At 32.3% G+C, this 12243-nt stretch carries 12 protein-coding genes; 10 read left to right on the top strand and 2 right to left on the bottom strand.

The features are described from left to right. Genes NHF47_RS14170 through NHF47_RS14200 form a run of 7 tightly spaced genes read left to right on the top strand, consistent with a single transcriptional unit; the run spans position 1 to position 7080 of the window. Complete coding sequence (locus tag NHF47_RS14170) at positions 1 to 840, top strand: ABC transporter permease (protein ID WP_252765550.1); 840 nt, start codon at positions 1 to 3, stop codon at positions 838 to 840. A gap of 31 nt (positions 841 to 871) precedes the next feature. After that, on the top strand, positions 872 to 2869 hold the full coding sequence (locus tag NHF47_RS14175) for a T9SS type B sorting domain-containing protein (protein ID WP_252765551.1): 1998 nt from the start codon (positions 872 to 874) through the stop codon (positions 2867 to 2869). 3 nt (positions 2870 to 2872) lie between these two features. Then, entirely contained in the window at positions 2873 to 3244 is a 372-nt protein-coding gene (gene crcB, locus NHF47_RS14180; RefSeq protein WP_252765552.1) for a fluoride efflux transporter CrcB, read from the top strand. 1 nt (position 3245) lies between these two features. Beyond that, the gene (locus NHF47_RS14185) at positions 3246 to 4268 is read left to right on the top strand and encodes a bifunctional oligoribonuclease/PAP phosphatase NrnA (protein ID WP_252765553.1); all 1023 of its coding nucleotides are present in this window, start codon (positions 3246 to 3248) and stop codon (positions 4266 to 4268) included. Continuing rightward, positions 4265 to 4813: a gliding motility-associated peptidyl-prolyl isomerase GldI gene (gldI, locus tag NHF47_RS14190; protein ID WP_252765554.1), complete on the top strand. Its 549-nt coding sequence runs from the start codon at positions 4265 to 4267 to the stop codon at positions 4811 to 4813. The genes NHF47_RS14185 and gldI overlap by 4 nt, the downstream gene beginning before the upstream one ends. Positions 4814 to 4855: 42 nt before the next feature. Then, positions 4856 to 5965: a peptidylprolyl isomerase gene (locus NHF47_RS14195; protein WP_252765555.1), complete on the top strand. Its 1110-nt coding sequence runs from the start codon at positions 4856 to 4858 to the stop codon at positions 5963 to 5965. Positions 5966 to 5976: 11 nt separating this feature from the next. Then, on the top strand, positions 5977 to 7080 hold the full coding sequence (locus tag NHF47_RS14200) for a peptidylprolyl isomerase (RefSeq protein ID WP_252765556.1): 1104 nt from the start codon (positions 5977 to 5979) through the stop codon (positions 7078 to 7080). 51 nt (positions 7081 to 7131) lie between these two features. On the opposite strand, the gene NHF47_RS14205 is transcribed toward NHF47_RS14200, so the two are convergent. Further along, on the bottom strand, positions 7132 to 7653 hold the full coding sequence (locus NHF47_RS14205) for a hypothetical protein (RefSeq protein WP_252765557.1): 522 nt from the start codon (positions 7651 to 7653) through the stop codon (positions 7132 to 7134). Between the two features lie 56 nt (positions 7654 to 7709). Between NHF47_RS14205 and NHF47_RS14210 the strand changes: the two genes are divergently transcribed. Next, entirely contained in the window at positions 7710 to 8153 is a 444-nt protein-coding gene (locus NHF47_RS14210; RefSeq protein WP_252765558.1) for a thioesterase family protein, read from the top strand. Here the strand turns inward: NHF47_RS14210 and NHF47_RS14215 are convergent. After that, complete coding sequence (locus NHF47_RS14215; RefSeq protein ID WP_252765559.1) at positions 8150 to 8491, bottom strand: MmcQ/YjbR family DNA-binding protein; 342 nt, start codon at positions 8489 to 8491, stop codon at positions 8150 to 8152. The genes NHF47_RS14210 and NHF47_RS14215 overlap by 4 nt on opposite strands. 133 nt (positions 8492 to 8624) lie before the next feature. Here NHF47_RS14215 and uvrA point away from each other — a divergent pair, with 133 nt between their 5' ends. Together uvrA and NHF47_RS14225 are read left to right on the top strand one after the other, a co-directional pair. Further along, a complete protein-coding gene (gene uvrA, locus NHF47_RS14220) occupies positions 8625 to 11456 on the top strand; it encodes an excinuclease ABC subunit UvrA (protein WP_252765560.1) in 2832 nt (943 codons plus the stop codon). Between the two features lie 33 nt (positions 11457 to 11489). Then, entirely contained in the window at positions 11490 to 12215 is a 726-nt protein-coding gene (locus tag NHF47_RS14225; protein ID WP_140998770.1) for a TIGR00730 family Rossman fold protein, read from the top strand. Positions 12216 to 12243: the final 28 nt, after the last annotated feature.

Raw genomic sequence — 12243 nt, forward strand, 5'->3', positions numbered from 1 at the left:
ATGAAACGTTTACTCCTAATAGAATTTCAAAAATTATTAAAAAATAGAGCCAGTAAGTTCCTCATTATTTCCTATTTTGTCTTACTCTCTTTTATCGCTTTAATTGCTTCCATTAAATTTGATTTTGGCAAACTAAAATTTCATATTGCAGAGCAAGGTATTTTTAATTTTCCATACATATGGCACTTTAACACCTATATTGCAGGTTATTTTAAATTATTTTTAGCCATTGTAATTGTTTCCATGATGGCTAATGAATATACCTATGGTACTCTAAAACAAAATTTAATTGACGGATTAAGTAAAAAAGAATTCATTCTTTCCAAATTTCTAACTGTCGTGACTTTTGCTCTAGTTTCAACCATATTTATTTTTTTAATGTCTTTGATATTAGGATATTCATTTTCTTCTTATACTGAATTTGGAATTGTATTTTCAGATTTAAACTATTTGATTGCGTTCTTCTTTAAATTGGTTGGTTTCTTCTCATTTTGTTTATTCCTTGGAATTCTGGTAAAAAGAAGTGCCTTTGCATTAGGTTTTTTATTAATATGGAATATAGGAGAAGCTATAGTTTCAGGATTATTGAGATGGCAATTTTTTCCTCAAACCGACATTTATGCTAAAATAAATCAATTTTTCCCTTTGGAATCGATGAGTAATTTAATCAAAGAACCCTTTTCTAGATTATCTGCTATCAAAAACATTGAAACTACCATTACGGGTGAAGAGGTAGTTAGGGACTATGGTGTTCATTTTTCAGAAATAGCCATTGTTTGTGTTTGGACTTTCCTTTTCATATATTTATCGTATTATATATTGAGAAAAAGAGATTTATAGTATCTTTGCCTTTGCTATTAAAAAGTAAAGAATGAGGTATTTTATAATTGCAGTTTTTTTATTGATTATTCAAAAGAATCAGGCACAAAGTATCAGTGTGGATCAAAACTCTTTCACGCCACAACAATTAGTTGAAGATATATTAATTAATAGTGGTTGTGCATCGGTAACCAATGTGACTGTTTCAGGTGGAAATTTTCCATCAGGAGACAAATCCTATGGTTATTTTAATCGAGACGGATCTTCTTTTCCTTTTGAAGATGGAATTATTCTAAGCACAGGTAGAATATATAATGCTCCAGGACCTAATGCCTATATTTCAGATGATGGAAATGGAATTGGATGGACAGGTGATACCGATTTAAATCAAGCGTTAAATATTTCCAATTCAATTAATGCTACTATACTTGAGTTTGATTTCACCCCTTTAGGAAATCGTATCAGTTTCGACTATATTTTTTCTTCTGAAGAATATCATGGAACAGCAACTTGTCAGTATTCAGACGGATTTGCCTTTCTATTAAGAGAAGTTGGCTCAACAAATTACCAAAACTTAGCCTTAATACCGAATACCAATATCCCTGTTAAAGTAACCACTGTACACCCAAATATTCCTGGAGGTTGTGGACCACAAAATGAACAATATTTTGATAGCTTCAATGACATCAATCATCCCACAAATTTTAATGGACAAACCAAAACTTTGACGGCTCAAGCAACGGTTACACCAGGCCATCAATACCACATAAAATTAGTCATTGCAGATGAAGGAAATTATCGTTATGATTCTGCTATTTTTCTTAAAGCTGGTAGTTTCAATACTAGTGTAAATCTTGGAGAAGATCGAACTATAGCCAATGGAAACCCTGCTTGTGAGTCTATACTTTTGGACACCCAATTAAATGGTACCCATCAATGGTTTTTAGATGGTAATGAAATTATTGGAGAAACGACTTCCACTTTAACGGTAACGCAAGATGGAACATATACCGTTATTGTTTCTATTCCTGGTTGTTCTCAAGCTCCAACAGATGACATTAGTATTGAATTTGCACCAACGCTTGTTCAAAATACCAATGATCCTTTTACAGAATGTGATGCAGACGACATACAAGATGGAATAACCATGTTTGATTTGAGTCTCATATTACCTCAAATTATTAGCAACCTTCCTGCAAATTATGAATTAGCTCTCTTTGATAGTCCAACTGCTACAACTCCAGTTCCTTTATTATATCAAAACACAGTTCCGTATCAACAGCCTTTATACGCAAAAGTCATCAATATCGATAACTGCTATGACAATGAAGTGTATCCAATACTTTTAGAAGTGATTCCTTTTACAGAAGATTATAGTGATGAAACCTTAGGGCTTTGTGAAAACAATAGTATCGTTCTTGATGCAGGAAGCGGATTTAGTTCCTACAGTTGGAACACTACTCCTATTCAAACCACTCAATCTATAGTGGTGTCTACAGAAGGAGATTATGCAGTTACCTTAGAAAATGCTTCAGGCTGTTTTAAAACAAAAACTTTTCACGTTATTGGATCTCAAATAGCTACCATTGAAAACATCGTTATTAATGATTTTTCAGAAAACAACACTGCCACAATTTTTCCTTTAGGAAGTGGACTATATGAATATTCTCTTAACGGATTTGATTACCAAGACAGTCCTGTTTTTGAGAACTTACTTCCGGGGAAATACACCGTTTATGTTAATGATAAAAACAATTGTGGTTATGTTACTGAAACTTTTTATATCTTAGATTATCCTAAATTTTTCACCCCTAATGGAGATGGTTATAATGACACATGGCAAATTGAAAATTTAGATAAAAATGGTTTAGAAAATAGTAATATCTATATTTTTGATAGATTTGGTAAACTATTAAAACAAATTAACCCACTTGGAAATGGTTGGAACGGAACTTATAATGGAGAATTATTACCTTCATCCGATTATTGGTTTGTTCTCGAACTAAGTAATGGTAAAACGATAAGAAACCATTTTTCAATGAAACGATAAATCATGTTAAAGAATCTTCTTTTTATTGCTTTAGGAGGTGGCATTGGAAGCTCACTTAGATATCTATGCAATAGCTATCTCGCTAAAACCTACCCAAATAAAGCGTATATTGCTACGTTTTTAGTAAACATGATAGGCTGTTTACTAATCGGATTGTTTGTTGGGTATTTCCAAAAAAACCAAACCGAAAATGAAGCTTTCAAACTATTATTAATAACTGGTCTTTGTGGAGGATTCACTACATTTTCTACTTTTGGTTTAGAAAACTTTAATCTCTTACAATCCCAAAATTATATACTAACACTAGGCTACATTTTATTATCAATTGGAATTGGTATCACTTTTGTAGGCTTAGGCATATATCTAACAAAATAAAATGTTTTCAACTACCGAATTAACTGAAATACAAACTTTATTAAGTACTCCAAAAAAAATCACTATTGTATGTCATCGAAATCCCGATGGAGATGCCATGGGGTCTTCACTGGGATTACTACTTTTTTTAAAACAACTTCAGCATCAGGTTACTTTCATTGCTCCAAATGAGTACCCTGATTTTTTAGCTTGGTTACCCAATGCCAATCAAACTGTTATTTTTGAAAGAGAATATGACAAAGCATTACCTCTTTTACAACATAGTGACTTTATTTTTACCTTAGATTTTAATGCCTTACACCGAACGGGTGATGCCATGCAAAAAGTTCTAGAAACATTATCGAATCCAATGATTATGATTGACCATCATCAATTACCAGATTCCTATGCAAAATATACTTTTTCAGATGTAAATTATGGTTCTACTTGTCAAATGGTATATGATTTTATCAATGCTTTAGGTTATAATCACCTTATTAATAAAGATATAGCCACTTGTTTATATACTGGCATTGTAACCGATTCAGGGAGTTTTCGTTTTCCAAAAACTACACCTCAAACGCATCAATGTGTAGCTGATTTAATCGATAAAGGAATTAACAATAGTGAAATTCATAATTTATTATTTGACAATTCGAGTTACGAACGCTTACAACTACTTGGAAAAGCATTACAAAATTTAAGAATAGTACCACAATACAAAGCGTCTTATATTACACTAAGCCAAGAAGAATTAAATACCTTTAATTATAAAAAAGGAGATACGGAAGGAATCGTAAACTATGGTTTAAGTATTCAAGGCATAATTGTAACAGCTATTTTTATAGAAAACAAAGAAGAAGGAATCATTAAAATTTCGTTCCGTTCACAAGGTGATTTTGATGTAAATGAATTTGCAAGAAAGTATTTTAACGGTGGTGGACATATAAATGCTGCCGGAGGAAAATCTTTTTCAAGTTTAGAAGAAACAGTCAATCAATTTATTACTATTTTAGCAGAAGAAAAAGAAAGAAAAGAGAAATGAAAAAATTCTTTATAATCATTACCACATTACTAATTGCTACGAGTTGTTCAAAACAACAAGCAAGAAAACCCATATCAAAAACGGATGGCAATTTCATAAAAGAGTCTATCGAACGAAATAAAAAGCTTATCGCAAGCGAAGAACTATTAATTGATTCCATTATAAAAAAAGACACTTTAAAAGAATATATTGCTTCTAATAAAGGATATTGGTACAAATACATTACTAAAATAGAAGAAGAAACAGCCTCACCAGTAAAAGGTGACATTGCCTATTTTAATTATGAAATTAACGATCTTAACAATCAAGTTATTTATTCTAAAGAAGAATTAAAGCCACAAACCTATTTAGTGGATAAACAAAATATCATGATGGGGCTTCGAGATGGAATTAAATTAATGAAAAAAGGAGAAACCGTTACTTTTTTATTCCCATCTCATATGGGGTTTGGTTATCATGGAGATGACAATAAAATACAATCCAATGTACCTCTAATTTGTACTGTCGAATTAAAAGACATTAAAAAAGATACTACTCCAAAATAAGTCGAAACAAACATACTATAAAACAAATAAAAAACCAATTTTATGAAATATCTTTTGAGCTTTTCAGCAATTGTATTACTTTTTTTTACTTCCTGTAATGACAAGTTTTCAAAATTCGATGACGGAATGTACGCGGATATCGAAACAAATAAAGGAGACATTATTGTGAAATTAGAATTTGAAAAAACACCTATTACTGTTGCTAATTTCGTATCCTTAACAGAAGGGAAAAACCCATTTGTTGCTGATCAATACAAAGGGAAGCCTTATTATGATGGATTAACCTTTCACCGTGTGATCCCTGATTTTATGATTCAAGGTGGTGATCCTAATGGTGATGGTTCAGGCAACCCAGGTTATAAATTTAAAGATGAATTCCACCCTGATTTAAAACACAATAAAGGAGGTATTCTTTCTATGGCAAATGCAGGTCCAAAAACAAATGGAAGTCAGTTTTTTATTACACATAAAGAAACGCCTTGGTTAGATAATGTACATACCGTTTTTGGTGAAGTTATGGAAGGAAAAAATGTAGTGGATTCTATTCAAATGAATGACACGATTCGTAAAATAACAATTATTAGAAAAGGGGCTGATGCTAAAAAATTTGATGCTGTAAAAATCTTTAAAGACTATTACACAGTAGAAGCTGAAGTGCAAAAGAAAGAAGCGGAAGAACAACGTTTGGCAGCTTTAAAAGTGGAAGCTACTGAAAAACTAAAAGCAGACCAAATTGCGAAACTAAAAGAAGAAGGTACCAAAACGAAATCGGGATTAATCTATCAGTTTTTGAATAAAGGAAATGGAGCAAAACCTAAAAAAGGAACTACAGTATACGTTAATTATGCTGGTTTTCTTCAGAACGGACAATTATTTGATTCTAATTATGAAGAGGTATCTAAAATGTATGGAAAATTTGATCCTATGAGAGCACAACAAAACGGATATGTGCCTTTCCCATTTGAATTTGGAAATAAACAAGGGTTAATTCCTGGTTTTATAGAAGGAATTGAATTGTTATCTTTTGGAGATAAAATCATGGTTTACATTCCTTCAAATTTAGGATATGGTGCTCAAGGTGCTGGTAATGTAATTCCACCAAACACGGATATCATTTTCGAAATAGATATCCTTGAAAATATGCCTAATTAATTTTAATACACATGAACACAAAAAAAATAGTAGCAGTATTCGCTTTCTTATTTAGTTTCTTCACTATAAATGCTCAAAAAAATGAAGGCTTATTTGCTGAACTTACTACTTCAAAAGGAAAAATCCTATTACAATTAGAATTTGAGAAAACACCAGTTACGGTAGCTAATTTTGTTTCTTTAGCAGAAGGAAAAAATCCTTTTGTAGCAGAACAATACAAAGGAAAACTATATTATGATGGTTTAAAATTTCATCGAGTTATAGCTGATTTCATGATTCAAGGAGGTGACCCACTAGGTACTGGTGGAGGTGATCCAGGATATAAATTTGAAGATGAAATTGTTAGCGATTTAAAACACGACAATGCAGGTATTTTATCTATGGCTAATGCTGGACCAGCTACTAATGGAAGTCAGTTCTTTATTACACACAAAGCAACTCCATGGTTAGATGGAAAACACACCGTTTTCGGACATGTAATCGAAGGACAAGACGTTGTTAATAGCATCGCACAAAACGATGTAATAGAAAAAGTAACCATTATTCGTAAAGGTAAATTAGCTAAAAAATTTAAAGCTGAAAAAGTCTTTGAAAATTACATGAAAGAAAAAGAAGAAAAAGACAAAATAGAAGCTAAAAAAAGAAAAGCATTAGAAGCTAAATTTGCACAAACTATTGCTGATAAAAAAGCGTTTTTTGAAGCAAAAAGTAAGGAAGCTATAACTTTACCTTCTGGTTTAAAATATGCAGTTATTCAAAAAGGTACTGGAGTAAAACCTGCTGAAGGAACACAAGTATTCATTCACTATGCCGGTTATTTTGAAGACGGTCGTTTATTTGACAGTAGCTACGAAGATATTAGTAGAGCGAATGGAAAATTTGATCAAAACAGAGCCAATGCCAATGGTTATGCCCCTTTCCCATTTCAATATGGAAACAAAGGTGGTTTAATTCCTGGTTTCCTTGAAGGCGTAAACTCGATGAGTTTAGGTGATAAAGTAATCCTTTTTATCCCTTCTGAATTAGGTTACGGAAAAACTGGTGCTGGTGGTGGCGTAATTCCACCGAATACCAACTTAATTTTTGAGGTTGAATTAGTAGAAACCCAACAATAATTAGAAAGCTCCAATTTTTAGATTTGGAGCTTTTTTTTTATTTCAAAAGAACTACTTCGATTTTTCACCCACGAAATAATCGCTTTGATTTTTAAACAAAACATTAAAAGTGGTTAGACTACCATAAATTCTAGTAATATATTGTTGTAATTCAATTTTTTCATTTTGCTCCAAATTACTAGAATTAATTTTTTGTTCCATTACGCGTACTCGATCTCTCACCATCACAATTTTATTAAAAAAAGTATCAATAGGGACTTCTTTATTTTGAGTCGCTGTTCCTGGTTCCAAAATTAATTTACCACCTTTCCATTTGTCAGCAATAGAAACTTTCGGGCCTATATCGCTATATTTTTCAAGAATTCCTTTTAGCATTTTTTCTACTTCAAACAAACTTACGGTATCTACCTCATCCTCTACCGCTTCAATTATTTCAATAGTTTCGTCTAATTCAATAGTCTCTACCCCTTTTTCTATAAAGGTTACCCAATAATATTTTGAGGTTACATTTGTAACAACTCCTATGCCATGATCTTCGTGCTTAATTCGAGAACCAATTCCTAATAATTTCATAATATAAATAACTTTAAAACTCAAATATATTAAATTTGCAAGATAATTTTTATAAAATGAATTCAATAAACACAACCGATTTCAGATTTTCAATGGCACTTCCTATTCGTTGGAATGATTTAGACCCTTTAAACCATGTTAATAATGTATTTTATTTTGAATATTTTCAAGTTGGTCGTGGCCACTACATGTTAGAGGCCAGTAAACAATGGGATTGGACTAAAAACATGTTTGTAATCGCTCATATTGAATGTGATTATTACAAAGAATTGAAGCTAACAGCCAAAGAACCAACCATTAAATTACGCACCTCTTCTATTGGCTCAAAAAGTTTTGAAATTGAATATTTGATTACTAGTTTAGATAGGGAAAACAACGAAATTATTCACGCAAAAGGAAAAAGCGTACAAGTTTTAGTGGACATTTCTGTTGGAAAATCTGTTGAAATACCCAATTGGTTACGTGAAGACCTTACTCAATACGAACCCGTTTTAAGCTAATTTTTTTGTACTAATTGCACTAATTTCTTTGGTGCAACATTACCATATGCAGTAGTAATTGCATCATGAAATAAATCTTCATGTACGATACTTAAATCTACAACTGTCCAACCTTGTTTACCCCATGCGTTTGGAACAGGAAAAATAGCATTGCCTTTTCCTGATGAAAACACATCTTGTTCTTCTAAGGATAGTTTGAGTGTTACACTATGAGTAGAATAAGAATACGTTGCAAAGATTTTCTTTTTAATGCGAAAAGAAATTTTCTCAAAATGTGGTGCCTCTTCCACTTCTGGAAAAGAAAAAAGGAGTTTTCGCAAAGCTTCAATAGTAATCATCTTAGTTTAAATGTTTTATTAAATTTACAAAAAATAGTGTATTCTTTAACCCAAAGTATTAACATTTAATTCTGAATAAGGCTATTAGCTTTTATCCTTACAAATTGGTATCTTTGCGTTTTGCCAAAAAATTATGCTAAACACAGAAGAAACTATAGAAATTATTGGTGCGAGAGCTCATAATCTGAAAAATATTGATGTTGTTATTCCTCGTGAAAAATTAGTGGTTATAACTGGTTTATCAGGTTCTGGAAAGTCTTCCTTAGCTTTTGATACTATTTATGCTGAAGGACAACGTAGGTATATTGAAACCTTTTCTGCCTATGCACGCCAATTTTTAGGTGGTCTAGAAAGACCTGATGTAGATAAAATTGACGGACTTTCACCTGTAATTGCTATCGAACAAAAAACAACCAGTAAAAGTCCGCGTTCTACCGTAGGTACGATTACAGAAATCTATGATTTCCTCCGATTATTATATGCGCGTGCTGCGGATGCTTACAGTTACAATACTGGAGAAAAAATGGTTTCCTATTCCGATGAGCAAATTAAAAACCTCATCATTGAAGATTTTCAAGGGAAAAGAATCAATATTTTAGCTCCTGTAGTGCGTTCTAGAAAAGGACATTATAGAGAGTTATTTGAACAAATTTCCAAACAAGGCTTTCTAAAAGTACGCGTAGACGGACAAATTCGCGATTTAGAATTTGGCATGAAAGTAGATCGTTATAAAACCCATGATATCGAAATTGTAATCGATCGAATGGCAATTGAAAACAATGAAGAAACTGAAAAAAGATTAGCAGAAAGCATTAACACCGCCATGTATCATGGTGATGATGTTTTACTGGTAATCGAACAAGAAAGTCAAGAAGTACGCTTTTATAGTAGAAGTTTGATGTGTCCTTCTTCTGGAATATCCTATCCCAATCCGGAACCCAACAATTTTTCTTTCAACTCTCCCAAAGGAGCTTGTCCAACATGCAATGGTTTAGGTGTTATCAATGAAATTAATTTAACTAAAATTATTCCTAATCCGAAAGCATCCATCAAAAGTGGTGGTTTTGCACCATTAGGAGAATATAAAAACTCTTGGATTTTTAAACAATTAGAAATTATTGCGCAAAAGTATAATTTCAAATTAACAGATGCTATCGATACCATTCCTGAAGAAGCCATGCAAATGATTTTGTATGGAGGAAATGAAAAATTTTCGGTAGTTTCCAAAGTAATGGGAATAACCAAAGATTATAAAATTGATTTTGAAGGTATTTCTAATTTTATAAAAAATCAATACGATGAAAGTGGCTCTTCTTCTATTAAAAGATGGGCTAAAGATTTTATGGACGAAAATAGTTGTCCAGAATGTGAAGGTTCGCGTTTAAAAAAGGAATCACTTTACTTTAAAATTAACGGAAAGAATATTGGTGATTTAGTACAAATGGACATTTCTGAATTAGCTACTTGGTTTGCTGATTTACCCAACCATTTATCAGAAAAACAAAGCACTATTGCTACTGAAATATTAAAAGAAATTACAGCTAGACTTCAATTTTTATTGGATGTTGGTTTAAATTATTTATCATTGAATCGCGGTTCTAAAACACTTTCCGGTGGAGAAGCGCAGCGTATTCGTTTAGCCACACAAATTGGTTCCCAATTAGTTGGTGTATTATATATATTAGATGAGCCAAGCATTGGCTTACACCAAAGAGACAATGAAAGATTAATAAAATCTTTGGAAAGCCTTCGTGATTTAGGAAATTCAGTCATTGTTGTAGAACATGATAAAGACATGATTTTAGTAGCGGATCATGTAATTGATATTGGACCAAAAGCGGGTCGTTTTGGTGGTAAAATCATTAGTGAAGGCACACCTAAAGAAATTTTATCACACAACACGATTACGGCTCAATATTTAAATGGTAAAATGGAAATAGAAGTTCCAAAAACCAGAAGAGAAGGTAATGGTAAAGTTTTAAAACTAACTGGGGCTTCTGGAAACAATTTAAAAAATGTAACCGTAGAATTTCCATTAGGAAAATTAATCTGTGTGACTGGTGTTTCAGGTAGTGGAAAATCTACTTTAATTAACGAGACTTTATATCCCATTTTAAACGCTCATTTTTTCAATGCTGTAAAGAAACCTCAGCCTTACAAAAAAATTGAAGGTTTGGAACATATTGATAAAGTAATTGATATCGACCAAAGTCCGATTGGAAGAACTCCAAGAAGTAATCCAGCAACTTACACCGATGTTTTTTCTGAAATTAGGAACTTATTTACTTTAACTCCAGAAGCACAAATTAGAGGTTACAAACCCGGTCGTTTTAGCTTTAATGTAAAAGGAGGTCGTTGTGAAACGTGTGAAGGTTCTGGAGTACGAACCATTGAAATGAGTTTCTTACCGGATGTATATGTAGAATGTGAAACCTGCCAAGGAAAACGTTTTAACCGAGAAACTTTGGAAATAAGATACAAAGGAAAATCCATTTCTGATGTATTAGACATGACAGTAGACGAAGCCGTTGATTTTTTCGAAAATATTCCAAAAATTTACCGCAAAGTAAAGACCATTCAAGATGTAGGTTTAGGTTATATTACCTTAGGACAACAAAGTACCACTTTATCGGGTGGTGAAGCTCAAAGGGTAAAATTGGCTACAGAATTATCCAAAAAAGATACGGGTAATACTTTTTATATTTTAGACGAACCTACAACTGGCTTGCATTTTGAGGATATTCGAGTTTTAATGGATGTGATTAACAAACTAGTAGACAAAGGCAATACGGTTTTAATTATCGAACACAATCTAGATGTGGTAAAACTAGCCGATTATGTAATTGATATTGGCTACGAAGGTGGTAAAGGTGGCGGACAATTAGTAGCCAAAGGAACACCCGAAGAAATTGTTACAAATAAAAAAAGCTACACTGCTCAGTTTTTGAAAAAAGAATTATCTTAGCAGGCTTGTTTAATTTTAAAATACGAAAAGAAGATGGCAATAGATCAATACGAAAACGACGATCACAGAATACAAGAAAAGTTTAAACAAAAAACTTGGAACGAAATAAGAACGAATGACTCTTGGGCAATTTTTAAAATCATGTCTGAATTTGTAAACGGATATGAAGCCATGGGAAGAATTGGCCCTTGTGTATCAATATTTGGATCCGCACGTACAAAACCAGAAGACAAATACTATTTGTTAGCAGAAAAAATTGCTTATAAAATTAGCAAAGGTGGTTACGGTGTTATTACAGGCGGTGGTCCAGGTATTATGGAAGCTGGTAATAAAGGAGCACATCATGGTGGTGGAACTTCAGTGGGTTTAAACATCGATTTACCTTTTGAACAACATTTCAATCCTTATATTGATAGAGATAAAAACTTAAATTTTGATTACTTCTTTGTCCGAAAAGTAATGTTTGTAAAATACTCACAAGGATTTGTCGTAATGCCTGGTGGTTTTGGAACTTTGGATGAATTATTCGAAGCAATTACTTTAATTCAAACTAAAAAAATAGCCAAATTTCCGATAATTTTAGTAGGTACCGAATTTTGGACTGGATTAATGGATTGGGTGAAAGCTACCTTATTAGATAAATTCCATAATATTAGTCCTGGTGATTTAGACTTGTTTACAATTGTAGATAACGAAGATGAAGTACTAGAAGCTTTAGATACTTTCTATAAAAAATACAATTTATCTCCTAACTTCTAAAAAATAAAGCCGACATCTAAGTCGGCTT

It is taken from the genome of Flavobacterium sp. NRK F7 (assembly GCF_024054195.1).
GTDB lineage: Bacteria > Bacteroidota > Bacteroidia > Flavobacteriales > Flavobacteriaceae > Flavobacterium.

Coding starts and splice junctions, on each gene's coding strand:
- NHF47_RS14170 (WP_252765550.1), top strand. CDS start 1: ATGAAACGTTTACTCCTAATAGAATTTCAAAAATTATTAAAAAATAGA.
- NHF47_RS14175 (WP_252765551.1), top strand. CDS start 872: ATGAGGTATTTTATAATTGCAGTTTTTTTATTGATTATTCAAAAGAAT.
- crcB (WP_252765552.1), top strand. CDS start 2,873: ATGTTAAAGAATCTTCTTTTTATTGCTTTAGGAGGTGGCATTGGAAGC.
- NHF47_RS14185 (WP_252765553.1), top strand. CDS start 3,246: ATGTTTTCAACTACCGAATTAACTGAAATACAAACTTTATTAAGTACT.
- gldI (WP_252765554.1), top strand. CDS start 4,265: ATGAAAAAATTCTTTATAATCATTACCACATTACTAATTGCTACGAGT.
- NHF47_RS14195 (WP_252765555.1), top strand. CDS start 4,856: ATGAAATATCTTTTGAGCTTTTCAGCAATTGTATTACTTTTTTTTACT.
- NHF47_RS14200 (WP_252765556.1), top strand. CDS start 5,977: ATGAACACAAAAAAAATAGTAGCAGTATTCGCTTTCTTATTTAGTTTC.
- NHF47_RS14205 (WP_252765557.1), bottom strand. CDS start 7,653: ATGAAATTATTAGGAATTGGTTCTCGAATTAAGCACGAAGATCATGGC.
- NHF47_RS14210 (WP_252765558.1), top strand. CDS start 7,710: ATGAATTCAATAAACACAACCGATTTCAGATTTTCAATGGCACTTCCT.
- NHF47_RS14215 (WP_252765559.1), bottom strand. CDS start 8,491: ATGATTACTATTGAAGCTTTGCGAAAACTCCTTTTTTCTTTTCCAGAA.
- uvrA (WP_252765560.1), top strand. CDS start 8,625: ATGCTAAACACAGAAGAAACTATAGAAATTATTGGTGCGAGAGCTCAT.
- NHF47_RS14225 (WP_140998770.1), top strand. CDS start 11,490: ATGGCAATAGATCAATACGAAAACGACGATCACAGAATACAAGAAAAG.